At 69.1% G+C, this 24,061-nt stretch carries 30 protein-coding genes, 1 tRNA gene and 1 pseudogene; 14 read left to right on the top strand and 18 right to left on the bottom strand.

Annotated elements, in window-relative coordinates; all coding sequences use genetic code 11:
• Window positions 1–55: 55 nt before the first annotated feature.
• The 5 genes from ACZ3HL_RS23190 to ACZ3HL_RS23210 form a co-directional block, all read right to left on the bottom strand.
• Window positions 56–865 (bottom strand): phytoene desaturase family protein, encoded by an 810-nt coding sequence (locus ACZ3HL_RS23190; RefSeq protein ID WP_465533572.1) that lies wholly within the window; start codon window positions 863–865, stop codon window positions 56–58.
• Window positions 866–1,215: 350 nt separating this feature from the next.
• Window positions 1,216–2,256, bottom strand: coding sequence for a hypothetical protein (locus ACZ3HL_RS23195; protein ID WP_465533574.1), 1,041 nt, complete (start codon window positions 2,254–2,256; stop codon window positions 1,216–1,218).
• Complete coding sequence (locus ACZ3HL_RS23200) at window positions 2,253–2,600, bottom strand: PadR family transcriptional regulator (RefSeq protein ID WP_465533576.1); 348 nt, start codon at window positions 2,598–2,600, stop codon at window positions 2,253–2,255. Before ACZ3HL_RS23200 ends, ACZ3HL_RS23195 begins: the two co-directional genes overlap by 4 nt.
• A 645-nt stretch (window positions 2,601–3,245) precedes the next feature.
• Window positions 3,246–3,704: a sensor histidine kinase gene (locus ACZ3HL_RS23205; RefSeq protein ID WP_465533578.1), complete on the bottom strand. Its 459-nt coding sequence runs from the start codon at window positions 3,702–3,704 to the stop codon at window positions 3,246–3,248.
• Between the two features lie 286 nt (window positions 3,705–3,990).
• Complete coding sequence (locus ACZ3HL_RS23210; RefSeq protein WP_465533580.1) at window positions 3,991–4,173, bottom strand: hypothetical protein; 183 nt, start codon at window positions 4,171–4,173, stop codon at window positions 3,991–3,993.
• Window positions 4,174–4,414: 241 nt separating this feature from the next.
• On the opposite strand from ACZ3HL_RS23210, the gene ACZ3HL_RS23215 reads away from it, so the two are divergent.
• From ACZ3HL_RS23215 to ACZ3HL_RS23235, 5 genes and pseudogenes are all read left to right on the top strand, one after another.
• Window positions 4,415–4,921, top strand: a complete 507-nt coding sequence (locus tag ACZ3HL_RS23215) for a DUF1772 domain-containing protein (RefSeq protein WP_465533582.1) — start codon at window positions 4,415–4,417, stop codon at window positions 4,919–4,921.
• Window positions 4,918–5,370 carry a hypothetical protein gene (locus ACZ3HL_RS23220; RefSeq protein ID WP_465533584.1) on the top strand — a complete coding sequence of 151 codons (453 nt, stop codon included), beginning with the start codon at window positions 4,918–4,920 and terminating at the stop codon, window positions 5,368–5,370. The genes ACZ3HL_RS23215 and ACZ3HL_RS23220 overlap by 4 nt, the downstream gene beginning before the upstream one ends.
• Window positions 5,306–6,556: a sensor histidine kinase gene (locus ACZ3HL_RS23225; protein WP_465533586.1), complete on the top strand. Its 1,251-nt coding sequence runs from the start codon at window positions 5,306–5,308 to the stop codon at window positions 6,554–6,556. Before ACZ3HL_RS23220 ends, ACZ3HL_RS23225 begins: the two co-directional genes overlap by 65 nt.
• On the top strand, window positions 6,553–7,227 hold the full coding sequence (locus ACZ3HL_RS23230; protein WP_465412558.1) for a response regulator: 675 nt from the start codon (window positions 6,553–6,555) through the stop codon (window positions 7,225–7,227). Before ACZ3HL_RS23225 ends, ACZ3HL_RS23230 begins: the two co-directional genes overlap by 4 nt.
• Before the next feature lie 93 nt (window positions 7,228–7,320).
• A pseudogene (locus tag ACZ3HL_RS23235) lies at window positions 7,321–7,818 on the top strand (tyrosine-type recombinase/integrase); the annotation flags it as partial.
• Between the two features lie 145 nt (window positions 7,819–7,963).
• On the opposite strand, the gene ACZ3HL_RS23240 reads toward ACZ3HL_RS23235, so the two are convergent.
• Window positions 7,964–8,037 (bottom strand) — tRNA-Leu (locus ACZ3HL_RS23240).
• Between the two features lie 172 nt (window positions 8,038–8,209).
• Here ACZ3HL_RS23240 and ACZ3HL_RS23245 point away from each other — a divergent pair.
• Window positions 8,210–8,821, top strand: a complete 612-nt coding sequence (locus ACZ3HL_RS23245; protein ID WP_005157321.1) for an ANTAR domain-containing response regulator — start codon at window positions 8,210–8,212, stop codon at window positions 8,819–8,821.
• Window positions 8,822–8,873: 52 nt separating this feature from the next.
• Here ACZ3HL_RS23245 and ACZ3HL_RS23250 read toward each other — a convergent pair whose 3' ends face one another.
• The 4 genes from ACZ3HL_RS23250 to ACZ3HL_RS23265 form a co-directional block, all read right to left on the bottom strand.
• Entirely contained in the window at window positions 8,874–10,091 is a 1,218-nt protein-coding gene (locus tag ACZ3HL_RS23250; RefSeq protein WP_465533588.1) for an alkaline phosphatase, read from the bottom strand.
• Window positions 10,092–10,154: 63 nt separating this feature from the next.
• Complete coding sequence (locus tag ACZ3HL_RS23255; RefSeq protein ID WP_465533590.1) at window positions 10,155–10,808, bottom strand: response regulator; 654 nt, start codon at window positions 10,806–10,808, stop codon at window positions 10,155–10,157.
• The gene (locus ACZ3HL_RS23260) at window positions 10,805–12,319 is read right to left on the bottom strand and encodes a sensor histidine kinase (protein ID WP_465533674.1); all 1,515 of its coding nucleotides are present in this window, start codon (window positions 12,317–12,319) and stop codon (window positions 10,805–10,807) included. Before ACZ3HL_RS23260 ends, ACZ3HL_RS23255 begins: the two co-directional genes overlap by 4 nt.
• A 16-nt stretch (window positions 12,320–12,335) precedes the next feature.
• Window positions 12,336–13,790: an alpha/beta hydrolase gene (locus tag ACZ3HL_RS23265; RefSeq protein WP_465533592.1), complete on the bottom strand. Its 1,455-nt coding sequence runs from the start codon at window positions 13,788–13,790 to the stop codon at window positions 12,336–12,338.
• Between the two features lie 247 nt (window positions 13,791–14,037).
• On the opposite strand from ACZ3HL_RS23265, the gene ACZ3HL_RS23270 reads away from it, so the two are divergent.
• Genes ACZ3HL_RS23270 through ACZ3HL_RS23290 form a run of 5 tightly spaced genes read left to right on the top strand, consistent with a single transcriptional unit; the run spans window position 14,038 to window position 16,199 of the window.
• The gene (locus tag ACZ3HL_RS23270; protein ID WP_465412554.1) at window positions 14,038–14,502 is read left to right on the top strand and encodes an Asp23/Gls24 family envelope stress response protein; all 465 of its coding nucleotides are present in this window, start codon (window positions 14,038–14,040) and stop codon (window positions 14,500–14,502) included.
• Between the two features lie 41 nt (window positions 14,503–14,543).
• Window positions 14,544–14,720 (top strand): hypothetical protein, encoded by a 177-nt coding sequence (locus ACZ3HL_RS23275; RefSeq protein ID WP_005154991.1) that lies wholly within the window; start codon window positions 14,544–14,546, stop codon window positions 14,718–14,720.
• A gap of 5 nt (window positions 14,721–14,725) precedes the next feature.
• The gene (locus ACZ3HL_RS23280) at window positions 14,726–15,112 is read left to right on the top strand and encodes an Asp23/Gls24 family envelope stress response protein (protein ID WP_465412553.1); all 387 of its coding nucleotides are present in this window, start codon (window positions 14,726–14,728) and stop codon (window positions 15,110–15,112) included.
• Entirely contained in the window at window positions 15,109–15,636 is a 528-nt protein-coding gene (locus ACZ3HL_RS23285) for a DUF6286 domain-containing protein (RefSeq protein WP_465412552.1), read from the top strand. Before ACZ3HL_RS23280 ends, ACZ3HL_RS23285 begins: the two co-directional genes overlap by 4 nt.
• The gene (locus tag ACZ3HL_RS23290) at window positions 15,633–16,199 is read left to right on the top strand and encodes an Asp23/Gls24 family envelope stress response protein (RefSeq protein WP_465533594.1); all 567 of its coding nucleotides are present in this window, start codon (window positions 15,633–15,635) and stop codon (window positions 16,197–16,199) included. Before ACZ3HL_RS23285 ends, ACZ3HL_RS23290 begins: the two co-directional genes overlap by 4 nt.
• 146 nt (window positions 16,200–16,345) lie before the next feature.
• On the opposite strand, the gene ACZ3HL_RS23295 is transcribed toward ACZ3HL_RS23290, so the two are convergent.
• From ACZ3HL_RS23295 to ACZ3HL_RS23305, 3 genes are all read right to left on the bottom strand, one after another.
• Entirely contained in the window at window positions 16,346–17,059 is a 714-nt protein-coding gene (locus tag ACZ3HL_RS23295; RefSeq protein ID WP_465533596.1) for an anti-sigma factor, read from the bottom strand.
• Window positions 17,056–17,652, bottom strand: coding sequence for an ECF RNA polymerase sigma factor SigK (sigK, locus tag ACZ3HL_RS23300; protein WP_465412549.1), 597 nt, complete (start codon window positions 17,650–17,652; stop codon window positions 17,056–17,058). Before sigK ends, ACZ3HL_RS23295 begins: the two co-directional genes overlap by 4 nt.
• A gap of 92 nt (window positions 17,653–17,744) precedes the next feature.
• Window positions 17,745–18,212, bottom strand: a complete 468-nt coding sequence (locus ACZ3HL_RS23305; RefSeq protein WP_465533598.1) for a MarR family winged helix-turn-helix transcriptional regulator — start codon at window positions 18,210–18,212, stop codon at window positions 17,745–17,747.
• An 86-nt stretch (window positions 18,213–18,298) separates the two neighbouring features.
• Between ACZ3HL_RS23305 and ACZ3HL_RS23310 the strand changes: the two genes are divergently transcribed.
• A complete protein-coding gene (locus tag ACZ3HL_RS23310; protein WP_465533600.1) occupies window positions 18,299–19,405 on the top strand; it encodes a cytochrome P450 in 1,107 nt (368 codons plus the stop codon).
• A gap of 47 nt (window positions 19,406–19,452) precedes the next feature.
• Here ACZ3HL_RS23310 and ACZ3HL_RS23315 read toward each other — a convergent pair whose 3' ends face one another.
• The 3 genes from ACZ3HL_RS23315 to ACZ3HL_RS23325 all read right to left on the bottom strand — a co-directional run bounded on the left by ACZ3HL_RS23315 (window position 19,453) and on the right by ACZ3HL_RS23325 (window position 21,129).
• Complete coding sequence (locus ACZ3HL_RS23315) at window positions 19,453–19,659, bottom strand: CsbD family protein (protein ID WP_044849933.1); 207 nt, start codon at window positions 19,657–19,659, stop codon at window positions 19,453–19,455.
• Between the two features lie 85 nt (window positions 19,660–19,744).
• Window positions 19,745–20,629 (bottom strand): alpha/beta fold hydrolase, encoded by an 885-nt coding sequence (locus ACZ3HL_RS23320; protein WP_465533602.1) that lies wholly within the window; start codon window positions 20,627–20,629, stop codon window positions 19,745–19,747.
• Window positions 20,629–21,129: an ATP-binding protein gene (locus tag ACZ3HL_RS23325; RefSeq protein WP_465413138.1), complete on the bottom strand. Its 501-nt coding sequence runs from the start codon at window positions 21,127–21,129 to the stop codon at window positions 20,629–20,631. Before ACZ3HL_RS23325 ends, ACZ3HL_RS23320 begins: the two co-directional genes overlap by 1 nt.
• 138 nt (window positions 21,130–21,267) lie before the next feature.
• Here ACZ3HL_RS23325 and ACZ3HL_RS23330 point away from each other — a divergent pair, with 138 nt between their 5' ends.
• Both ACZ3HL_RS23330 and ACZ3HL_RS23335 read left to right on the top strand, forming a co-directional pair.
• Entirely contained in the window at window positions 21,268–21,879 is a 612-nt protein-coding gene (locus ACZ3HL_RS23330) for a LysE family translocator (protein ID WP_465533604.1), read from the top strand.
• Window positions 21,880–21,889: 10 nt separating this feature from the next.
• On the top strand, window positions 21,890–22,537 hold the full coding sequence (locus tag ACZ3HL_RS23335) for a B3/B4 domain-containing protein (RefSeq protein WP_465533606.1): 648 nt from the start codon (window positions 21,890–21,892) through the stop codon (window positions 22,535–22,537).
• Here ACZ3HL_RS23335 and ku read toward each other — a convergent pair.
• The gene (gene ku / locus ACZ3HL_RS23340) at window positions 22,524–23,456 is read right to left on the bottom strand and encodes a non-homologous end joining protein Ku (protein WP_465533608.1); all 933 of its coding nucleotides are present in this window, start codon (window positions 23,454–23,456) and stop codon (window positions 22,524–22,526) included. The two genes, ACZ3HL_RS23335 and ku, sit on opposite strands and share 14 nt — an antisense overlap.
• Window positions 23,457–23,512: 56 nt before the next feature.
• Window positions 23,513–23,791 (bottom strand): YggT family protein, encoded by a 279-nt coding sequence (locus ACZ3HL_RS23345; RefSeq protein ID WP_465412542.1) that lies wholly within the window; start codon window positions 23,789–23,791, stop codon window positions 23,513–23,515.
• Between the last annotated feature and the right edge of the window lie 270 nt (window positions 23,792–24,061).

The raw sequence follows: 24,061 nt of genomic DNA on the forward strand, positions 1-24,061 counted from the left end.
CGAGGAGCCGACCGCCCTGGACGGCAGAATTCCGGACCGACTCGCGCCCCCCGTGCTAAGTGTCCACAAGGGATACTGCACGCCGATTGCCCAACCGGTTGATGTCGTGATTGTAACCGCACATGCCGTGCGCACCCGGGCCCGGCGCGGTCGCCGCCGAGCACTGATACATGCCGGGAATGCCGACGGAATAAGGGGATGCCGCGATACGCGGGCCGAAAACCAGCTGCCGCGCGTCTTTCGCGCCGGTGATGATGTCGCCGCCGACGAAGTTCGGGTTGCCGACGGCCAGTTCCGTGGTCGTGCGCACCTGCGTGCCGACCACCCGCTCGCGAAAGCCGGGGGCGAAGCGTTCGAACTGCGCGATGATCGCTTCGGTGGCGTCGCCGGTGTATCCGTGGGGCACGTGCGCGTAGCTGTAGACCGGGTGGACGTTTCCCGCCGACCGGCCGGGGTCGGCGAGGTATTGCTGACCTGCCAGCACGAACGGACGCTCGGGCATCCTCCCGGCGGCGATCTCCCGCTCTCCTGCCGCGGTTTCGGCGAAGGTGCCGCCGAGGTGGACCGTGCCTGCTCGGCGGGCCTCGGCGTTGGTCCAGGGCACGCCGCCTTCGACGGCGAAGTCCACTTTGAACGCTCCGGGGCTGCGCCGGAAACGAGTGAACCGGCGGGAGACCGCACGCGGCAAGCGGTTGCCGAGGATCCGGGCGATCGATTCCGGCGTGAGATCGAACATCGTGATGTCGGCGGGCGGAAGCTGGCTCGCATGTCCGATGTGGACACCGGTTTCGATCTTCGCGCCGAGGTCGGCCAGCAGGGCGGCCATCGCGTCCGGGATGGACTGCGACCCGTTTTCGGCGACCACCCAGCCGTTGCGGTGGCCGCCGGTGAGGATGCCGCAGCCAGGTCTGAGGAATCGACCGCCTTGTTATACGCCTGGACGAACCTTTCGGAGGTGGCGAGCATGTCACCACCGGACTCGGCCGCGCCGCCCCCGCCGTCGTTCAGGGTGACGACCAGCGCGGTCACAGCGCCACCCGCGAGACCGAGCACCCCCACCACGATGCCGACGATCAAGCCCGCGTTGGACTTCTTCGGCGATGATTCCTGCTGCCACTGTGGTTCGATCACCGCACGAACGTTAGTGCGCTCTGATGAAAGCTTGATGACAACGATCCAGCACGGCGAAACGCCGTGGCCGAAGCGATCGTCTGGTCAGTCAGTCTCTCCGGGTGGCGTGGACGATTTCACCGGGGCGGCGACCGCCGGCAGAGTGTGCATCGCCTTGACAGCAAGCATCGTGAGCGGCGTCGCTATCACCAGTACCGCCGCGGCCTGCACGGCGGCGATCGCGATCATGACGTCCAGGTCCGCGGTTCGCGCGGCGAACTGGAGGTAGTCCATCAGCGTCACGACACGCTGCCCCAGTGCGGTGAGCGCGAACAGTGCCAGTGTCGTCGACCAGGACACCGTGGCGCTTCGCCAGCTCATCCCGGGCACGCTCAAGTACATGACGGCGGCGACGAAGACAGCGGTGCAGACCACGCCTGGCCAGTCCACCAAGGCCGGAGCAGTGAAGGAGGAGAGCAGCATCGCGATCGTCAGGAGGGAGACACCGACCGGCAGCGCGATGAGCCAAGGCCGTGCTTTCACCGGTGAAGCCTGCCGGTGGAACGCGGCCAGCGCCAGCACCGGCACCGCGTCCACGAGGAGCCCGGTGACCCGGGAGAGGCCGTACGCCCCCTCGACGGTCGCGAAATCCACGGCGAAGAAGACCACGGATGGGGCCAGTGCCAGTGCCGCGAGCAGGCGCGCCGAGCGCCATCGCCCGGTCACCAGGGACAAATAGGCCGCCACCCACACCAACCCGAGCAGGGCCTGCACGTCGGCGACCTGATCGACGGCCACCACGTTCGTCACCCAGGGAGACCACAGGCCCGCCCCCAGACCGGCGAGAGCCGCCACCGCTTGCACGAGCAGCCCCACCAGCGCGAGCCGCCGCACCGTCTCACCCCAGGCGAGGTAACGGGGCGGCGAGCCGTCACCCCCGAGCCGCAGTCGCACCGCCAATGCCACGACACTGGCGACTTCCGGCAGGCTCGGCCGACCGTAGTCGGCGGCGAACTCCGCGTCTTCGGCGTCCTCGGGTTGCTCGCTCTGCAGGAAAGTGGCGACCATGTCCTCTTCCCACGCCTGCAGGTAGGAGGCGGGAAGCAGTCGCAGAACCCGCCGGTATCGGTCCTCCAGGCGGTTCATGCCAGGCCCCCGGTGTCCGCGGGCCGCCACGCGCGCAGCCGTTCCGAGGCGGCACGGGCGTTGGAGGCCTGCCGCTGGACCTCGGCCGCGAGGGCTGTGCGCCCGGTCTCGGTCAGCCGGTAGTACCGGCGGAGCCGCCCGTTGGCGACCTCTTCCCGGTCCGGCTCGACCAGGCCGTCCGCGACCAGCCGGTCCAGCACGCCATACAGCGTTCCGACCTTCAGCCGCACACGGCCGTCCGAAAGATCGCTCACCTCGCCCACGATCCCGTACCCGTGACGCGTCGTGTCCACCAGCGCGGTGAGGACGAAGAACGCCTGCTCCGTCATCGTTCGACCTGCCATGGAACCCAATATATCGCGAACCGATATATTGTGCCATGCGGAAGCCGGGGTACCGGCGTTGCCTGCCGCCGGATCGAAACACGGCATCGGCGAGCGCGTTCCCCATGAACGGCGCGTCGACCCGCGATCGAGCGGTACAGACTGGACCAGAGCGCTGCTACCTGCTCAAGGCCCCGGAGGTCCGGAGCTGATCGGCGCCGACCTCGGCGGCCCCCTGGGCGAGGGGAGCAAGTATCAGGCCGCAGCCCGTATTCGCCCGCCTTGTCCTCTGCGACCTGCCGGGCAAGGCAAAGGCTCGATCAGCGCCCGCACCCCATCACGTCCGGGAATACGAAGCAGGCCTCGCAGAGCCACTCCGATGTCCGGTAATCCTGCGACCAGCTCTGCCGGACTCCGGAATATCTCACGGCGATGTCACCCAAGATCAATCTCAAACTCGTGCCATGTCGGCTGCGGCGACCGGCCGGGCTCGCCCACGGGCTTGACGGGTCGCAGTCGAGTGGTTGCGTTGGGCGACGTGGTTGCGACATATCTTGCCTGTGGATGAGCCGACCTTCGTCCCAGCGCTGTGGCTCCGTGGGGAAAACGTCTGGCGGTGCATGACCCGAGGCAAGGGTCTTTCTGGGGCTGGCCATCGAGGTCCCCTCAAGGGAGGCCCCACCTGCCTGCCGGGTCACGAGAGCTGCTGCGCACATATGTCGCCGGGGCAAGTTCAGCGTCGAGACCGGCGAGGATTTGTATGCGTACCCCGAATCCTGAACCAGGTATCCGGGCCAGGGCAGGGACCACGTCGACCCGCAGACCGCCGTCCTCGCCGGGAACGGCGGACACCCGGCCATGATGCGCAGCGGCGATCGAGTGCACTATGGACAGTCCGAGCCCGGCACCGTCGCGATGGTTCGTGCGGTCGGCTATCAGGCGGCGGAACGGCTGGAACAGCGAGTCGACCGACTCGGTCGGCACGCGTTCGCCGGAATTGCGCACGCTCAGTGCGGGCTCGTCGCCGACGACGACCTCGACCCAGCCGCCCGGGTGGTTGTCCTTGATCGCGTTGTGCACCAGGTTGGCGATCAGTCGTTCCAGCAGGACGGGGTCTCCGGGCACGGTGCGTTTCGCCGATTCGCCGCGCAGGGTCAGCTCATCCTGTGAATCCGGCGTCCTCGAAGAACCGCACCCATGGCTGGAACAGCGCGGGTCTGCCGAAGACACCGTGCAGGAACAGCACTGGCGGCCTCACCACGGCTCAGTCCTTTGAGGCTGGCGTTCCACGCCACCACATGGCCGCACCGATTCATGCCGTTCCGTACTCCGAAGTGCCATGACCCGCTTCCCTGCTCCGGTTCGATTCAAGACGTGTGGCCGAGTCGAGGAAGTCTGGCTCTGTCGCGTGTCATTTGCGTGTCACCGGCGCGGTGTCAGCGGGTTCGGCGTCGTCGTCGCGAAGCACGACGGCTTGGAAGATCGCCGCCAGGACCTCGGCCGGGATCTTCGCCGCGCGGTCGACGTTATTGGTCAATGCGGCGTGGACGTTCTCCAGGGCATCGATCGCAGCCTGTTCGGTGCTGCTCCTCACCTCCGGCACTGCCGTGGTCAGGGACGCGGCGAAGGGCGACGTCGTCGAGCATCCCGCCAGGACAAGGCAGCAGTGACCCATCAGGACGAGTCAATAGGGTTCCAGCGGGACGTACTCACAGGTGCCAGTAGGTACGTCGAGATGCGTAGGCGCTATGAGCGCGTAAGCGGATGTGAAATCCCGAACCGGACCGTAACTTCAATGGAGCCCCACACTTACTTTGAACGGAGATACGGCAAGAATGGGCTCGACTCGTTTTACGATTTCGGCAGCGTACGTATGGATCGCCATGGTCGCTTTCGGTGGCATCGCCGTCGAAACCCTCGTCATCTACCCGAACGTCTTTCACGACGTTCCCGCCTCACTAACCGAGTCGGTAAAGTTCTTCGCGGTCACCGGGCCGGCGGACTTCTTCCCGCCGTTGGGCCTGGCCACCGCGGCCGCGGCGGTGGCGGCCGTAGTGACGCTGTGGCGGATCAGGCGGGCCAGGTGGTGGGTCGCGGCGAGCCTCGGCACGCTGGTGATCGGCGAATGGCTGTTTTCGATGATGTATTTCTGGCCGCGCAACACGATAATGTTCGACCAGGGAATTGCCGTGCACACGGCAGACGTTTTACGACAGGCCGCCGTCGAATTCGAAACGGGCCATTGGTTTCGGCTCGGCATGAGCGCGGTGACCGCGACCTTGGCGTTCGTCGGGCTTCTGCGCGCCCACCGTGACCGCTCGCTCGCCGGGAGCCCGGCATGAACGAAAAGTCACAACGGTCGACCGGCATCCCGTTCCCGCTGCTCGTCGGGCTCGCCGCCCTCGGTGTTCCGAGGGTGATCGGCCACGATCTCTCCCTGGTCAGCCCTCTGGTCAACGGTCTGCTGGTGTTCCTGCCCCTTGCGATCTGGGTCGCGTACGTGCTGTGGAAACGGGTGCCCAACCCCTTTGTATCCCTCTTCGTGGTGGGCCTGTTCTACGGCATCCTGCTCGGCATCACTCACCAGATCCTGTGGACAGAGGCGTTCGCAGGTGTCCCGCCCCGGCTGGGGGGCAACCTCGGTGAAGCGTTGTCGCCTGCGGGCGAGGCTGTGGTGCTGCGGATCTTTGCCTTCGGTAGCAACCTGTTCACCGGGGCGTTGATGGGTGCGGGGACCGGCGCCGCGGCCTGGCTACTGGTCAAGGCAGTCCCGGCATTCCGTCACAGGTAGTCAACCGGTCAGGAGGAGCGCGATCCACACCCCGTCTACCGCCGGTGACCGGCGGCAACTCGCGATCGACACCGGGCTCGGCATGCTCGTCCTGGTCGCGGTCGGCACCGCCATCACCGCGAACTTCGGCGGTCCGTCCGCTCCTGGACCGCCGGCCTATGCGTTCGGAGCCCTGTTCGGCGCACTCATGCTGGTACGCCGACGCTGGCCAGTGGCGACCCTGGCCATCACGGCGGCCGCCCTACTCGCCTACTACGCATTGTCCTACCCCCCGATCGGCCTCGCCGTCCCGGTGGCCGCGGCGCTTTTCTCGGCAGCCGAGTACGGCCGGCTGTACTGGGCCGTCGGCACAGCCGCGGCTTTGCTGGTGATCTCCACGGCCGTGCGGATCGGCCAGGGGGACGACCTGAGTTACGTGCTCGGCCTGGAGGTACCCACCTCCGCCGCGCTGATGGCCGCGGTCGTCGCGCTGGGAGACAGCGTCCGGTCACGCCGCGGCTGGCGCGCCGAACTCGTCAAACAAGCCCGCAGCGCCGAACTCGAACGAGAGCGCGAAGCAGCTCGACGCGTCGAGCAGGAACGCTTGCGGATCGCGAGAGAACTGCACGACCTTCTCGCTCATACGGTGTCCGTGATCTCCCTTCACAGCGATGTCGCGCGAGAGTCACTGCGGGACGATCCCGAGACCGCGGACCGTTCGCTGGCCGCGGTCCGCACGGCGTGCCGGGATGTCAACCAGGAGTTGCGGGCCACGCTCCACGCATTGCGTCAGCCCGAGAGCGCCGACGACGCCCCCATTCCGGGCCTCGACCGGCTCGATACCCTCGTCGCAACCGCCACCGCGGCCGGACTCGACGCCCAAGTCCGCACGCTCGGTTGGCCGGTGCCCCTGTCCGCGATCGCGGACGCCACCGCGTACCGCGTCGTCCAGGAATCACTCAGCAATGTGCTGCGGCATGCCGACGCCACTACCGTGCTGATCGAACTGGACTACAGCGAGGACACCCTGGTGATTCGGATCATGGACAACGGCCGTGGGGCTCCCGCCGACGCCCCGAGGGCAGGCTGGGGCATCGCCGGCATGCGGGAGCGGCTGACCCTGCTCGGCGGCGAACTGGACGCGCGGTCGCGTGGTGGGAAAGGGTTCGTCGTCGAAGCCCGCATTCCCGCACGGACGCCGTCATGATCCGGGTGCTGATCGTCGACGACCAACCTCTGGTCCGTGAAGGGCTCCGCGCATTGTTGGAGCGCGCCGACGACATCACCGTCGCCAGTGACGCCGCCGACGCGGATTCGGCGGTCGACCTTGTCACCAGGGACCGACCCGACGTGGTGTTGATGGACATCCGGATGCCCGGCGGTGACGGCATCGAGGCGACCCGCCGCATCGTCGCCGACGCGGACCTGCGGCACGTGCAGGTCATCGTGCTCACCACGTTCGACACGGACCAGCACATCCTCGACGCGGTACGCGCCGGCGCGGCCGGGTTCCTGCTGAAGGACACCAGCCCCGAAGATCTGCGTGACGCGGTGCGGATCGTGGCCCGCGGCGAAGCATTGCTCTCGCCCGCCGTGACCAAACGCGTGATGCAGGCCGCGGCGGCGGCACCCAGCCTGCGCTCGGCAGGCAGGCTCGAGGTGCTCACCGACCGGGAACGCGAAGTACTCGCGAAGGTTGGTACCGGGCAGTCGAACGCGGAGATCGCGCAGAGCTTGTTCATGAGCCCTGCCACGGCACGCACCCACGTGGGGCGGCTGCTCGGCAAACTCGGCGCCAGGGACCGGGCTCAGCTGGTCACGATCGCCTACGAGACCGGGCTGATCACTCCTGGAGCGGTCGACGACCGTCAAGCTTGAGACCCGGACGCGACCGGACCAGCGAGCGCCGACCCGATCAGCATCGCGAGCGCCGCCATCAAGCCGATGCCCCATTCGTTCAGGCCGACGTACTTCTTCGCGGTCATGTACTACGCGGCGCTTCGGCCGGAAGAGGCCGCCATGCTGTCCAAACAGGATCTCCAATTGCCAGAGCGTGGATGGGGCGAACTGCTCCTGTCCGAGACGGCACCGATCGCCGGTGCCGCGTGGGCCGATTCTGGTGGCCGGCGTGACCGTAGGCAGCTCCAGCAACGCGGTAGAGGCGAGGTTCGCACCGTGCCATCACCCCCGCCGCTCAGCGCGATCCTCCACACGCACCTGGCGAAGCAGGGCGTGGCGGGGCACGGACGACTGTTTCGGTCGGTGCAGATCTCGCCGAGTCGACGATTGCGAGGGTCTGGGACAACGCGACGGGCGGCGTTCCGAACCCAGTGCGCCGAATGGGCCGGGCACTCCGTGGCGGTACTGCACCAGATCTACGCCAAGGTGATCGCCGGACTGGAATCCGCCGCACATCAACGGATCGAGCAAGCCCTGGGCTGGACGGAGAGCATGGATGAGGACCAGTGACGCCGCCTTATGCCGCGTGCCGCGAAACTTGGGGGCGTATTGGGGGTGGCCACCCGTAGGACATCGGTTTCAGCCGGACAACACGACACCGGCCCCTCACCTGGTTTTCCCTGGTGAGGGGCCGGTTTTGGCTGGTCGTTCCGCGTGCCCCCGGTGAGATTCGAACTCACACTGGACGGGTTTTGAATCCGTTGCCTCTGCCAGTTGGGCTACGGGGGCGGTGCCCGGTGAACTTTACGGGATCACGGGTGCGCGCCTTCCGCCGGGCCCGGGGTGTGATGCCCGTCTGACGTGGTGAACGCCATCTAGCCGTCTGGATCGTTCCCGGTAGGCTTCAGGTTCGCGGACAGACCGCGGACCGAACTGCCCGACGACCTTCAGGAGGACCCCGGTGACCGAGCAGGCTGCCGAGGCCAATGGTGCCGTCGCCGCACCCCAGCGGCGGGTGCTCGTGGCCGAAGACGAGGCCCTCATCCGGCTGGATCTCGTCGAGATGCTCCGTGAAGAGGGTTACGAGGTGGTCGGTGAGGCCGGGGACGGCGAGCAGGCCATCAACCTGGCCACCGAGTTGAAGCCCGACCTGGTGATTCTCGACGTCAAGATGCCCAAGCTCGACGGGATCGAGGCCGCCTCCAAGATCACCGGCGACCGGATCGCGCCGGTCGTCATCCTGACCGCGTTCAGTCAGCGCGACCTCGTCGAGCGGGCCAGGGACGCGGGCACGATGGCGTACCTGGTCAAGCCGTTCGCCAAACGCGACCTGGTGCCCGCCATCGAGCTGGCCGTGAGCCGGTTCGCCGAGCTCCAGGCCCTCGAGTCCGAGGTCGCGGGCCTCACGGACCGGCTCGAGACGCGTAAGGTCATCGACCGCGCCAAGGGGCTGCTGATGAGCCGTCAGGGGCTCACCGAGCCGGACGCTTTCCGCTGGATACAGCGCACCGCGATGGACCGCCGGACCACGATGAAGGCGGTCGCCGAGGCGGTCGTCGAAAGCATCGGCTGACCTCCACGCCCGGAAAAGGCCACCTCCGTCGCCGGAGGTGGCCTTTTCCGGTTCAGAGGCCGCTTGCCGCCCGCATCACCCAGTGGACGTCGGTGTTCTCGGCCGTGCCACCCAATCGGGTGGCGCCGGGGCCTTCGGCGGTGACCGGGGTGTCGGAGCCGGTGTGGTCGTGGGTCGTCCAGTCGACGGTGAACTTGAGCTTCGAACCCGGGACGTCGAACGGCCCGTCCTGATCAGGGTCGGTATCGGAGGCGTCGTAGTTCTCGATGGCCAGCCCGCCGGTCTCGTGGTCGCCGCCGATGATCACCAGCGTGCCGGGATGCGTGCGGACGAACCGCATGACCTCGGCGACGGTGGCGTCGAGCGCGCGGCCCGCGTCGATCACGCCGTGCGCGTTGTTCTCGTGCGACATCCCGTCGGTTCCCTCTTCCTCCAGGAACAGAAAGAAACCGCGCGGGTTCTTGGCGAGGATGTCCAGCGCCTTGCGCGCCATCTGCTGGAGCGGCACCCGCGGCGCGTACTTCCCGACACCGTCCGGGCCGTAGTCGACCATGTCCTCGTTCGCGAACAGACCGAGGATCCGGTTCGCGCGCGTGGTCCGCAACTCGTCGCCGTCTCGCACGTAGGTGTAGCCCGTTCGCTGCGCGCGTTCGACCAGGTTGCCGTAGGGGCTGCGGCTCTCCTCCCCCGGCTTGTCCGGCCAGAGCCCGGGATTCCCCTTCGGGTACCACCAGTCCTCGCCGCCGCCGAGCAGGACGTCGGGCCGGCTGTTCTCGATGTACTGCTTCGCGATGTCGCTCTGCGAGTCCCGGCTGGACACGTGTGCCGCGAAGGCCGCCGGCGACGCGCCCGTCACCTGCGCGGTGGTGACCAGACCGGTCGACTTCCCCGCCCGTTTCGCCCGTTCGAGGATCGTCTCCAGCGGGCGCCCGTGGGCGTCCACCCCGACGGCGCCGTTCCGCGTCTTGTGCCCGGTCGCGAGGGCGGTGGCCGCGGCGGCCGAGTCGGTGACGATCTCGTCGGGGTCGTCCGAGGACGTCCGCACGAGGCCGGTGGCCGCGAGCCCGTCCATCGCCAGCTTGCCGTTCTTGCCCTTGAGCGCCAAGCGGAGCAGGTCTCGCTGACCCAGGCCGAGGCCATCGCCCTGGATGTAGATGATGTTGCGCGCCGAGCGCGCCCCGGACCCCGCCGTCGTCGTGTCCGCGACGGCGGCCGAGCCACCGCACAGGACCACCAGCACCGTCGCCGCCGCCAGACCACGTCCGCGCACATCGCCTCCTATTAGTTAGGAACCTTTCCTAACAGAGAAACCATGCGAAGACCAGAGGTCCGTTCAGTCGCGCAGGATGCCCGCGTCGTGCGCGAGGATCGCGGCCTGGACACGGTTCGCGCAGGCCAGCTTGGCGAGGATGCGGCTGACGTGGATCTTCACCGTGCCGTTCGACAGCCGCAGGTCCTCGGCGATCTCCGCGTTGCCCAGCCCACGCCCGACCCGCACCAGGACGTCGAGCTCCCTGGCGGTCAGCGCCTCGATCCTCCGTCTGGCACGCGCGGCCCTGTCGGCGTCGGCCGCGTCGGCGTCGCGGAACCGGTCGATGACCTGCTTCGCGATCCGGGGTGACAGCACCGCCTCGCCGTCGGCCGCGGACCGCACGGCCTGGATGAGCTGCACCGGATCGGTGTCCTTGAGCAGGAACCCGGCCGCTCCCGCGCGCAGGGCGCGGGCCACGTAGGCCTCGTCACCGAACGTCGTGAGCATGATGACCCGCACGTCGCGGGCGATCTCCTCCACCGCGGCGAGCCCGTCCATCCTGGGCATCCTGATGTCCATCAGCGCGACGTCCACGGTGATCCGCCGGACGGCGTCGATCGCCTCCGCGCCGTCCGAGGCCTCGGCCACGACGTCGATGTCGCCCGCCTGGTTCAGCAGGAGCCGCGCGCCGGCGCGGAGCAGCGGTTCGTCGTCGGCGAGCAGAACCCGGATCATTGCTCCTCTTTCGGTACGGGTACCTCGAACCAGGTCTTCTCCACCAGCCCGTCGTCGCCGTAGCAGAACCGGAAGATGGCGGCGGTTTCCGCGTCGGGCGGATCGGCGGCCGCCGTGTAGAGGCAGTAGGTGTCCTCGGGTATCGGCGGCTCGTGCCCCTGCGCGGCGACCTGCGCCGACGGTTCGTTCGGGCCGAACCACTCCTCGACCTCTTGCGGTGTCATCCCGATCCTGACACTGGCGAGCGGATCCTCTTCGTCGGCGGGCGTCAGCGGCGGCACGAAGGCCAGCGTGGTCAGCAGCAACGCGGCGACAGCGGCCAGACCGGTCGTGAGCAGCAGACCGGACTGGATCCGGCTCGGCCGCTCCTCGGCCGTCGCTTCGGCGATCGGTGCGTCCGCCCGCAGCGGCAGGCCGGCCGTGACGGCGAAACCGCCTTCCGGATCCGGCCCGGCCGTGAACACGCCGCCGAGGAGACGGACCCGTTCGCGCAGGCCGGTCAGCCCGCGTCCGGTGCCGGGGAGCCGCTCCGCCGGGGCCTGCTCGGCGCTGTTGCGCACCGCGACCTTCACCAGGTCGGGACCGTGGTCGACGCCGACGGTGACGGACGCCGCGGCGGCGTGCTTGTGCACGTTGGTCAGCGCTTCCCGCACCACGCGGTGCACGGCCCGGCGGACCGAGGGCCGGACGCCGTCGATGTCGGCCCCACGCCAGTCGAACGCCACGTCGAGGCCGGCGTCGCGCGACGCCGCCACCAAGTCCGCGATGTCCGCTTTCGTACCGGCGGCCTCGGTGGCTTCGGCGGGTTCGGCCGGTTCCCCGCCCGGCCGCAGGATGCCGAGGGACTCCCGCAGTTCTTCGAGCGCGAGCTTGGCCGTCGACCGGACATGCCCGGCAGCCTGCCGCAACTCGGGATCCTTGTCCTCGGCGGCGACCTCCAGCGCGCCGGAGAACATCGTGATGAGGCTGAGCCGGTGCCCCAGCTGATCGTGCATCTCCTCGGCGAGCCGCGAACGTTCCTCCAGCCGGGCGCGATCCCGCAACGCCACCACCAGCCTGGCCTGCTGCGCCTGCATCGCGCCCGCCAGCGCGGGCAGGACGAGACAGGAGACCGTCGAAACGGCGATCACCACGAGGACGTACTGCCAGCGGAAGGCGGGCTGGGTGAGCAGCACGACCGCGGCCGGAAGCAGTGCCGCGAGGCCGAACAGCGGCCACCTCCGCCCCCGGGTCCCCGCCGTGTGCGCGACGACCGCGAGCGCGACGCCAGTCGCGGGGTACAGCCCGAACAGCACCGTCGCGGCCAGCAGTGCGGACACCGTGAACCGGCGGCGCAGCAGCATCAGCACGACGGCGCAGGCGATCACCGCGGTCAGCACGGGCGCCGAGGGGGAGAACACCTCCGGCCAGCCCCACGCGGGCAGCAGGTCGGCGAGGAAGATCGTCACGCCCGCGACGAATCCGGCGAGGAGCACCTCCCCGAGAACGGCGCCGAGCCGCCGGTCGGCCATCTTCACCCGCCCAGCATCACACGGGTCCGGTGGCGCAGCGGGCCGGGGCGGCGGGAAGCGCCAGGTCGACCAGATACCGGCTGACGGCATCGTCCACACAGGACGATCCTCCGCCGTAGACGGCGTGTCCTACGTCCTCATTGGACAGGAGCACCGCGGACTTGAGGCTTTCCGGCAGCCGGCGCGCCCAGCCATACGGCGTCGCGGCGTCCTTCGTGGTCCCGACGAGCAGGATGGGCGGCGCGCCGTCCGCCCGGATCGTCCGGGACGGAGCCGCTCCGGCGGGAAGGAAGGCGCAGCCGAGCGCCTCCGTGCCGGACGAAAGCCGGGAAACGCGGCGGAGCTCTCGCGCGGCGTCCTCGTAGGCGGCCAGCTCGGTGGGATGGGCACGGTCGAGACAGTTGACGACGGTGAGCGCGTCGGTCGTGTCGGTCGAGGCCTCCGGTTCGTCGGCGGGTTCGTCCGACGAGTCGTCGGACGGAGCATCGGCGCCGAGGATGATCCCGGACAGCTCCGCCCAGTCGGCCGGGAAAGTGAGCTTCGCGGAGATCTCCCCGCGAAGAGCGTCTCCTTCGCCCGCTTTGTCCGCTTTGGCTAGTACCCGGTCCACAGTGGCGAGTATTTCGGTCTCATCCTGGCCAGGGCACGGCTTGCCCGTCCTGGCCGCGCACTGCTTCGCGTAGGTCAGCAGGGTGTCTTCCACCCCCTTCGCCTGCTCGACGGTGTCGGCCCGCCAGTCGAGGTAGGTGTTGTCGACGCCGTCGAGCACCATGGCACGGATCTTCTTCGGGAACCGGTCGGCGTACAACTGCCCGATCCGCGTGCCGTAGGAGTAGCCGAGGTAGTTCAGTTTCTCCTGGCCGGTGACCACCCGCAGGACGTCGAGGTCGCTGACGACGTCGTCGGTGCCCAGATGCCGCAGCACGTTCTCCCCGGTGTTCTTCAGGCACGCCTCGGCGTATTGCCGGGCCTTCGGCACCTCGGCACCGATCAGCGGCAGGCCGCCGGGAGCCTTCGAAGCGGGTTCGCCCTCGGTGTCGCAGCGGAGCCGCGGTTCGCTGCCGCCGATCCCCCGCGGATCGAAGCCGACCAGGTCGAACCGTGCCCGGACCGCGGCGGGCCACGTGTCCGCGATGTCCTTCACCATGGCGATCCCGGATTGCCCGGGGCCGCCCGCACCGGCGACGAGCGTGCCGAGCCGCTCCCCCGGCCGGCTCGCCACGGCCTTGATCACCGGCAGGGTGAACTTCGGTCCGTCGGGCCGCCGGTAGTCCACGGGCACGGTCAGCTTCGCGCACTGGAGGGCGTCGCAGGGCCGCCAGTCCAGCGTCTGCCGGTAGAACGGCGCCAGCGCCGCCTCGTGCACCGGTTCGTCCACTTTGGTCACCGGTGCCGGGCTTCCTTGCGACGTGGTACATCCGGTACCCGCGGCGACCAGCGCGATCGCCAGCATCACGCACTTCCAGCTCACTCGGGACTCCTGCCTTCGGGACACAGGACGATCCAACCCCGTCGCCCTCCGCGCGCACGACCCTCGACAGGCTGAAAGAGGCCGCCGTCGTCGGCCGCGGGGACTAGGCCGAAAGACATACCCGCGATCAGTGAGACCCAGACCACACGATCGTGTCGTGACGATCTTCGCGCGGCTGGGTCTATGGAGTGTGGAAGCGAAGGAACTTCCACCGCAGGCAACGGAATCCGAACTTCAGGAGATCGCGATGACGAACACCGCCACCACCGCCAAGCCGAACTCGAACTCCGCCGCCCCGGCCGAGAACAGCGCGCTCGTCTCCACCCAGGGCGTGACCACGATCGCCGACACCGTCGTGCAGAAGGTCGCGGGCCTCGCGACCCGCGAGATCACCGGCGTCCACGCGCTGGGCGGCGGCGCCGTCCGGGCGTTCAACGCGCTGCGCGAGCGCATCCCGGGCGCCACCGCGTCCGCCGGGCAGGGTGTCTCCGTCGAGGTCGGCGAGCGCCAGGCCGCGGTCGATCTGCAGATCGTCGTCGAATACGGCGTCGCGATCGCGGATCTCGCCAAATCGGTGCGCCGCAACGTGATCGGCGCCGTCGAGCAGATGACCGGGCTCGAGGTCGTCGAGGTCAACATCAACGTGTCCGACGTGTACATCCCGGGCGACGACGACACCGACGAAAACACCGAATCCACCCGCGTCCAGTGACCATCGGCGCCGGTTCGCGCCCGACAGCAAGGAGAACGTTCATGAACGCCACCCATCTCGGCCTGTTGACCGGTCTCGTGCTCGGCGTGGCCGGCGCGTTCGGCGGCTTCGGCGCCTTCCTCGTCGTGCTCGTGCTCGCCGTCCTCGGCCTGCTGGTCGGCCGGTTCCTCGACGGCAAGCTCGACCTTTCGGCCCTGGCGGGCCGCGACAGGGGCTGATCGCCATGACGACCATGACCGCCGCCGCGCCCGGATCGGACGGGCGCGGCGCCCTGACCGTGGCCGACGGCGCCGTCGAGCGGATCGCCGCACGGGCGATCACCGAACTCGACGGCGTCGGCGGCGCGGCCTCCCGGGTGCTCGGGATCGCGGTCGGCGGTGAAGACCTCGACCAGGGCGCCAAGGTGAGCGCGCATGTCACCGGCTCGACGGCCACATTGGACGTCCGGCTCTCGGTGAAGTACCCGCTTTCCGTGCGGGCCACCGCCGAAAGCGCGCGAGAGCATCTGATCCGCCGCGTCGGCGAGCTCTCGGGCCTGGCCGTCACGCGGGTCGACATCACCGTCACGGCCCTGCATTCCACGGAGACCGAAACGAGGAGGGTTCGATGAAACGGCGCCCCCGCCGCACTGTCCCGGCCGTGCTGGTCGCCCTCGTGGTGCTCGCCGGATGCGTACTGGCCGCCATCGTCGCGGTCCAGACGATCATCGGCGAGAAACCGTGGATCAGCTACGACGCCGTCGCCTCCGCCCTGCACGGCACCCGGTGGAGTGACCCGCTTCCGGCGATCGCCGGTGGTGTGGTCGCGCTGCTCGGTCTGCTCCTCCTCGGTGCCGCGATCGTCCCGGGACGGCCCACCGTGCTGCCGCTCGACGGCGGCACGGACTCCGGCGCCTCCCGGCGCAGCTACCGGTCGACGCTGCGCACCGCGGCGTCCACTGTGGATGGTGTCTCGGCGGCGAAGCTGAAGGTCAAGCGGAGCAAGATCGTCTCGGTGGTCACCACCGGGCGGACGAACACCGCGGGGCTCGCCGACGCCGTCCGCGCGGCCATCGAGCACCGCCTCTCCCAGATCGGCCCCGCCACCGTCCCGGCCGTGCGGGTCCGCGTCAAGGCCACCAGGAGCGCGTCATGACCGACCTCAACCGTCCCGCCCGGCTGAACCGCACCCTCCTGGTGCTGACCGGGATCGTGTTGCTCGCCGCCGGCGGGTTCGCCGTCGGCACCCATTTCGGCCGGATCCCGCTGCTCGATCCCGGCGCCACGCTCGTCCCCGGCACCGCCATGCCGCCCGGATGGGCCTGGTACGCCGTGGCAGGCGTCGCGGTGATCGCCGGCCTGCTGGCGCTGCGCTGGCTCATCGCGCAACCAGTCCGCAAACCGAAGTCCCACACCTGGCGTTTCGACCAGGAGACCGGTTCCACCGCGCTGGCCGCGAGCACCGCGGTGGACCCGTTCGCCGCGGAGGTCGCGACCTATCCCGGCGTCCACGCCGCGCACGCGACACTCGGCGGTTCCCAGGACGCGCCGGTGCTGGCCGTGGTGCTGAGCGCCGAGCAGGACGGCGATGTGGCCGCCATCCGCGAGCGGATCACCGAGGAGGGCCTGCCGCGCTTGCGTCAGGCGCTGGATCTCGCCGAGCTTCCGATGACCATCGAGTTCCGGTTCTCCTCGAAGGCCGGTTCCCGCATCCAGTGAGCCCCGTGCTCGACCGGACCTTGCTCGGCTACGGCGACATCGGGTGTTCCCTGCGGCGGCACTGGTGGCCGGAGGATCACGCGCTCGCGGGCAAGGTCGCCGTGGTGCCCGGCGCGAAAGCCGGCCTGCGAGCGGCTGACCGTCCTCTAGACCAGATCCACCATGACCACCGCCGGAACGGTCGGCGCGGGCGAACCTCCGGCGGGTTCCGCGGTGATGCCGACCCGGTCGATCGCGCCCGGCAGGTCCACCAGGACCGGACGAGTCCGATGTGGACCGTCCGGCGCCAGCAACCCGGCGGAATGCACGCCGCTCGCCCCGATGAGCCAGACCTGATACGCCTTGCCGGGCGCCAAGGGCGGGAGGTCGCCGGCCAGTACGACGACCTTGCCCTTGCTACGCGAGGTCACGACCGTGGTGGCTCCTCGTTCGCCGCCCTTGACCGTCGAGGCGTCGGGCGCGGTGAGCACGGCGTTCACCGAGGCCAGCTGCCGCTGGGCGGGGTCGGCCCCCGGATCGGTGGTCGTGGTGACCAGGCTGAACACCAGCGCTCCGACGGCGGCCGCCGCGGCACCCCAAAGGGCGATCCGCGTCTTCACCGGCCCGCCCCGGCTCGCGACGGCGACCAGCGGAGGCCACTGACGCGTACGGGCGACCTCCGCGAGCGTCGCTTCCCGCAGCCTCGGCGGTGGCGGAGTGGCGAGCGCCGAGCCCAGACGTGCGGCGGCCTCCCGCAGCTCCCGGACCTCCTGGCCGCACGCGGGACAACCCCGCAGGTGCCGTTCGAAGGCCGCCGCCTCGTCCTCCGTGACGGCGTCCACGGCGTAAGCCCCGGTCAGCGTGTGCAGCTCCGCCGTCATTGCCCGACCCCCAAGCAGTCACGCAACCGGATCAGGCCGTCGCGGATGCGGGTCTTCACCGTGCCGGGCGCGGTTTTGAGCACTTCCGCGACTTCCGGGTACGTGTAACCGTTGTAGTAGGCCAGCACCACCGATTCCCGTTGCAGGTCGGTCAACGCGGACAGGCATTGGCGCACCCGTTGCTGCTCCAGATTGCTGATCGTCGACTCGGCGACCTCGTCGAACGGGCGGCGGAAGTCGAGCCTTCCCGCGCGATCGTCCCGGTCGAGCGCCGCCTGATGCGAACGCACCCTGTCCACGGCCCGCCGGTGCGCGATCGTGAGCACCCAGGACAGCGTGCTCCCCTTGCCCGGTTTGAACCGGGCGGCCGTCCGCCACACCTCCACCAGGACCTCCTGGGTGACCTCCTCGGCGAACGTGCCGTTGCGGACGACCCTGTTCACCACTCCCCACACCGGTCCCGCCACGACGTCGTACAGGTCGGCGAACGCCTGTTCATCACCTGCCGCGACCCGTTGCAGCAAACTCGTCTCGGCAGGCTCCGCTCCGGTGCCACCGCTTCCGCGCGGACTCGTCCGCACTCCCTCGACCATCAAGCCGCCTCCACCTCACCCGACGCCCGGCTACGCGGTTCCGTGACGTCCGGGAGGTATTCGGTGCCGAGTGCGGCTCGGACTGGTCCGGGCTACCCCTGTTCTTCGAGCACGTCGTCCATTGTGGACTTCAGATGCCGCAGGAATGCCTCGAACCTGGCGATCTCTTCCGCCGGGTACTCCGCCACCAGCGCCGCGAGACCGGCGCTGAACGGGCCGAAGAACTCACGCGCGGGCCCCTGGATGTCCGGGCCGCTGCGCAGGGTCACCCTCCGCCGGTCGGCGTTCTCCCTGGTCCGCACCACATAACCGAGGTCCTCCAGCCGGTTCAGCAGGTTCGTGGTCGCACCCGAGGTCAGTGCGATGCGTTGGCCGAGCCGAGCCGGGGACAACGGGGAGCCGGTGTCTTCGGCGTAGAGGATCTCCACCAGGGCGGCGGCGTCGGTGGCGTGCAGGCCGAGCCAGTCCGCGAAACGCCGGGTGAACTCGGTGTAGCTCGCCCCGAAGCTCCGGAGGCCGTCCAGCAGCGACGTGCTCCGCGCCGCGACATCGTCCTCCATCACCCCTCCTCGGATCCGTGCTTTGACAACCTACCGGCCGCAAATATACCTTCATGATGAAGCCACTTTCTCATGAAGGAGTTTTTGTGCTCCCCGATCCGTTCGCCGCGACGACCCGCGGCATCACCGAACCCGACCCTGTCCGCCCCGCGCTGCGGGCCGCCGGCCCCCTCGTCGAAGTGGCCGCCCCCGAGGGCGGCAGCGCGTGGATCGTCACCGAGGAGAAGCTGGCCCGCGACGTCCTGGCGGACCCGCGGTTCGCGAAGGATCCCGCGCTCGCCCCCGAGGGCTGGACCAGACTCGAACAGACCGCCGCCGAGCAGCCGTCCCTCACCACGCTGGACGGCCCCGGCCACGCGCTCCTGCGTCGAGCGCACGCCCCTTTGCTGAGCGCCAAACGAATCCAGGCACAATCCGACCGGATCCACCGGATCGCACGAACACTGCTGACCGGCCTCGGCGGCGGAACGGTCGACCTCATGGACGGGTTCTCCACCCGTTTCCCGCTCACCGTGCTGCTCGACCTGCTCGGCATCCCGCTTCACCTGCTCGACGTCGCCGTCGACGCGTGCCGTCGCATGTCCGACCCCGAACCGGGCGCCCAGGGCAAGGCCATCGCCGCGATCGCGGACCTCGCCGCCGCGGGGCTGACCCCGAACCGGAAGGGACTCGCGACGGAACTACGCGACAACCTTCCGCCCGAGACGTCCGAAGAGGACCTGCGATATCACCTGTTCGCGTTGATCTTCGCCGGGCAGCTGACCACCGACGCCTCGATCGGCTTCCTGATCTCGCGGCTCCTGGACGGGGACGACGCCGCCGTGAACGATCTCGTCCGCGAAACGCTCCGGGAGCATCCGCCCGCGCCGTTCACGCTCTGGCGGTTCACGACCGCGGAGGTCGGCCTCGCCGGAATCCGGCTCCCCGCGGGGGCTCCCGTGCTCGTCGACATCCAGGGCATCAACACCGACCCGGCCAGGAAACCGGGACCGGACCTGACCTTCGGCGCGGGCCCGCATTTCTGCGTCGGCGCCCAGCTCGCGCAGCTCGAACTGCGGGCGGTGGCGACGGTTCTGCGCACGGACTTCCCCGGAGCCCGGCTGGCCGTGCCCTACGGCGAACTCCGGCAGACGTTCCTCGGCGGCATCCAGGGGACGCGGCTCACGAGCCTGCCGGTGGTCCTGCACGACTGAAAACGGGCCGGGGCGCGGAAATCCGCCGCCCCGGCCCGGAAGGAACGCTACTTCTTGAAGGTGTCGCGAATCTTGTCCGCCGCGTCGCCGACGGCGTCCTTGACGTTTTCGACCGCGCCCTTGAGACCGGCCTTCGCCTGGTCCGCCTGGCCTTCCGCGCGCAATTCCTCGTTGCCGGTGGCGTCGCCGGCGGCCTCCTTGGCCTTACCGCCGAACTCCTCGGCCTTGTTGCTGATCTTGTCGCCCAACGACATCGGGTCCTCCTCCGGATCGTATGCCTTACGTCCGAAGGACAAACGAAGATCGGGATTCGTCACGCGCACGGACGGGTGACCGTCCTCACCCGAGCAGGGACGCCACGGCGGCCGCGAACGCTTCGGGAGCTTCCTGCGGGACGTTGTGCCCCACTCCCGGCAGAACCCGATGCTCGTACGGCCCGGTGAAGTATTCGCGGTCGCCCTCCGCGCTCGGCCCGCCGATCCCGTCGTCCCCGCTTTCCAGGACGACCGTCGGCACCGTGATGGCCGGTTCCTCCGCGATCAGGTCTTCGAATGCCTGATAGCGCGGATCGCCTTCCGCCAGGCCGAACCGGTGCCGGTACGAGTGGATGACGACGTCGACGAAGTCCGGGTTGTGCAGGCTGGGGGCACTGGCCGGGAACGCCTCGTCTGCGCCGCTCCAGGTCGGCGACCAGGTGCGCCACAACAAGGCGCACAGCTCGTCGCGGTTCTCCGCCAGCCCGCGACGGCCACGCTCGGAATGGAAGTAGAACTGGTACCAGTAGGTGCGTTCCCACTCCGGCGGCGCGGGTTCGCCCGCGTAGGCGAGATTCTGGACGTTGTAACCGTCCACCGAGACCAGCCCGCGCACGCGCTCGGGCCGGAGCGCCGCCGCGATGCACGCCGCGCGGCCGCCCCAGTCGTATCCGGCGACGACGGCCTCGTCCAGACCCAGCGCGTCCATGAAATCGAGCAGGTCCTGCGCGAGCGCGGCCTGCTGTCCGGAGCGCGGTGTCGCCTTGTCGAGGAAACGCGTTCCGCCGAACCCACGGAGATACGGGACGTACACGGAGGCCCCGCCCGCCGCGAGCGGCGCGGCGACCTCGTCGTAGGCCCGCACGTCGTACGGGAAGCCGTGGAGCAGGACCACCGGCGGCCCGCCCGCTTCACCTGCGTGTTCGTACTCGATCTCCAGGGCCGGCGTGGCGACGCGTTTCGTGGCCATCAGCCGGACCAGCCACTCAAGCGGGTCAAGAGCCGTTCCAGGACTTCGGGATCGGCGCCGACGGGCTCGCCGGAGACGGGTTCGTCCACCAGGGTGCGACGGTCGCCCCGCCTCGGCAGCTGAACCTGCCCGGCCGACAGGCCACCCGGCAGCGGCAGCTCGCACCAGAGGGTCACGCCGCCGGTCTCGCTCGGCGCCACCCCGGTCCGCTCACCCGGTGCGGGCGTCGGCACGGGGAGCCCGTCCAGCTCGTGGTCGACCTCGATGACCAGCACGTCCGACCGCAGGCGCAATCTCAGCGTCAGGAAGGGCGGCTCCTTCGGATCGGCCGCGTCGACCAGCGTGCCCACCAATCTGGCGGCGGCGGTCTTCGCCTGATCGAGCAACGGCCGCAAGGACCAATCCGACAAGATGAGACGGACGAAGAGCTCGGAGCACAACATGGCATTCGGTTGTGCCACCAGCCGGAGGTCGTCCACCTGGGAGGTGCGCGCGCTCAAACCAAGGCCTTCCTCGTCGACGTGCGAGCGTGCATCATGCCACTCCATCCGGTGAACCCTTCACGCCGGGCTTTGGTCCTGTGGAGTCCATGGGCTTTGGCTCTGTCCAGCGGGCCAAAAAGCGCGCACAGTGCTCTCGTGAGCATCGCCTTCCTGATCACCACGCTGGTCGTGGTCGTCACGCCCGGCACCGGCGTGGTCTACACCCTTTCCGCCGGACTGGCCAGGGGCAGACGCGCGAGCGTCATCGCTTCACTGGCGTGCACCCTCGGCATCATCCCGCATATGGTCGCCGCGATCACCGGCCTCGCGGCGCTGCTGCACGCGAGCGCGGTGGCGTTCGAGATCATCAAATACCTGGGCGTCGCTTACCTGCTCTACATGGCGTGGGCGACGCTGAAGGACCGCGAAGCGATCGTCGTGGACGGTGCTCCCGAACCCACGTCGACCCTGCGGACGATCACCTCCGGCGTGCTGATCAACGTCCTGAACCCGAAGCTGACCCTGTTCTTCTTCGCGTTCCTGCCGCAGTTCGTCCCGGCAGGCGAGCCCGGTTCGATCCCCCGGATGCTGCTGCTGAGCGGGGTGTTCATGCTGGCGACCTTCGTGGTGTTCAGCGTGTACGGCGTCCTCGCCGCCGGCGTGCGGCACCACGTCCTTTCCCGGCCGCGCGTACTCGCCTGGCTCCGGCGGATCTTCGCCGGTTCCTTCGCCGCGCTCGGCGTCAAACTCGCGTTCACCACCCAGTAGAAGGTTCAGCATGCGACTCCAGCACCACCCGGAAATCCGCGCCGCTCACCCCGGCCTCGCCGTCGGCACGCTGCGGGCCACCGGTGTCACCCCGGAAATGCCGGTCGACCTCGAGAAGTTCCTCGCGCGGGCGACGCGGCGGCTCGCGGACGGGCCCGAATCGGAATTCCCCGAGATCCAAGCCTGGCGGCGGGCGTTCGCCAAGATGGGCCTGAAACCGACGCAGTACCGCTGCGCGTCGGAGTCACTGCTGCGCAGGCTGCGGAAAGAGGGCACCCTCCCCCGGATCCACCCGGTGATCGATCTCTGCAACGCGGTCTCGGTCGCCTACGCCATCCCGGTCGCGGTGCTCGACGTCGCCAAGATCAGCGGCTCGCTGGAAGTCCGCCCAGCGCGGGGCGACGAGAAGTACGTGACCTTCGCCGGCACGGTCGAGCAGCCGAACCCCGGCGAAGTGATCTTCGCCGACGAGGACGGTCAGGCCCACGCCCGCCGGTGGACGAACCGGCAGAGCGGGCACTCCGCGGTCTCCGCCACGACGTCCGACGTGCTGATCGTTTCCGAAGGGCTGCACGCGACGGCGACCGAGGACGTCCGGCTGCTGATCGAGGCCATCGCGGGCGAACTGGCGACGGCGGGTGTCGTCACGATGCCTTGAGCGCCTTTTCCAGGCCGGCGCGGGTCATCTTCGACCGCCCCTTGATGTTCCGCTCGCGTGCCAGCTTGTCCAGATCCGCCTTCGACAGCGAGGACAGGTCTTTCTTTTTCGCGGGCGGCTTCTTCGCCCCCGACTTCTTCTTGGCCTTCCCGCTCTCCACGCTCTTCGAAAGCGCCTCGAACAGGTCGACGACCTTCGTCGGCTCACCCGGTTCGGTCGCGGGCGTGATGGTGTCGCCCTTCTTCTTGGCCTTGATCAGGTCCCGCACGCGGTCGGTGTAGGTGTCGCGGTAGTCCTCGGGCCGCCAGTCGTCGCTCATCGCGTCGATCAGGTTGACGGCCATGTCGAGTTCCTTGCCGCGTGCCTTCGCCTTACCCGGCAGGTCCGGCAGCTGCTCGGCGGGATCCCGCAGGTCGGCGGCGAAATGCAGGGTGTTGAGCACCATCACGCCGTCCCCCGAGCGGACGAGCGCCAGGTACTCGCGGCCACGCATGACGAACTTGGCGATCCCGGCCTTGCCCGACGAGTCCATCGCCTCGAGCAACAAGGCGTACGGACGCTCGAACTCCGCCTTCGCGGGCGCGAGCCAATACGTCTTGTCGAAGAACATCGGGTCGATCGCGTCCAGCTCGACGAAGCTCTCGATGTCGAGCGACTTCGACCGGCCGGGGGCGATCTCGTCGAGCTCCTCGGGTTCGACGACCACGTACTCGCCGTTGTCGAGCTCGTAACCCTTGACGATGTCTTCGTAGCCGACTTCCTTGCCGGTGCGCTCGTTCACCCGCCGGTACCGGATACGGTCCTCGGTTCCGCGCTGGAACTGGCGGAAGTGCACCGTATGGTCCTCGACCGCGCTGTACAGCCGGACCGGCACCGTCACCAGACCGAGCGAAAGCGAACCGCTCCAGACCGGACGCATGGGCACTCCTCTCCTCCAGCTCGCTGGTACCCGGAATCGCGGCGGATCACACCTGGTCAGAGGCTGAACGCGAGGGACCGCAGGAGGACGACCCCGATGAACACGAGGGTGAAGGCGAGGTCGAACGCGACCCCGCCGGCCCGCACCGGGCGCACCACGCGGCGGACCGGCGCCAGCACGGGCTCGGTCAGCCGATGGGCGATCCCCCTGGCACGGAAGGTCCAGCCGGGCGGGCGGGTGGCGAGGTTCACGACCCAGTCCAGCACCATCCGGACGATGAGCACGATCAGGAACAGGGTGAGCAGATAGCCCAGCAGATCACCTAGAGCACTCATGGCGGCACACTCCTCTTTGGTCCAGTGTGCCGCGCTTTGCTGGGAACAGCCTGTGACAGGAAGAAAGGGCTACCAGGGCGGTTGGCCACCCCCAGTTCGAAGGCCAACCGCCGCGGAGCCCCTACCCACGGTTCGGCACGCTGCCCCGTCGCGCCGACCCGCCAGCTGTGCCTTCAGCTTTCCAAGCCCCTGCATCGGAATTACATCGGCTCTCCACCGCGGGGCATCCGCGCAGTTCAGGAGTGGCCGGGCGTAGAATCGAACCGGTTC

The sequence above is a fragment of the Amycolatopsis sp. NPDC000009 genome (assembly GCF_055563465.1).